Annotated in this window: 1 protein-coding gene; it reads left to right on the plus strand. The window is 38.4% G+C overall.

Annotation, left to right across the window (positions count from 1 at the left end):
* Positions 1-102 precede the first annotated feature (102 nt).
* The coding region (locus LIR34_RS17685) for a hypothetical protein (protein ID WP_173720005.1) at positions 103-378 on the plus strand (276 nt) is incomplete at its 3' end.

The following is a 378-nucleotide window of genomic DNA, read 5'->3' on the forward strand; positions in this document are numbered from 1 at the left end:
CTTGGATATTTAGGATTTTATTTTTATGAGATCGTGGTACCGCAGGCAAAGGATAAAAGATTTAAACCGTCACTGGGCGTAGAGGAAGAGTAGGTGAGTAATATGAGATACGAAGATTCGATGAAAGGTGTAGCTGCTCAGATAATCAAAGAACAGCAGCGAGCCAGTAAAATAAAAAACAATCCAGAAGAGTTCCATTGGCATGACGAATATGCAACGTTGAATTTCTTTCGGTTTATCTGCAAAAATATCGGTAACTTGGGAAATGGAGAAATTGAGAAAATGGTCACACGCTTGAAAAGCATAGATCAGAAAGCAGTGGAAAACCATGTGAATGGTGCTGTTTGGGCATTTGATTATGATAAGATGTTCTGTGTA

The organism is Blautia sp. MSK17_66, assembly GCF_020538025.1.
Lineage (GTDB): Bacteria > Bacillota > Clostridia > Lachnospirales > Lachnospiraceae > Blautia_A.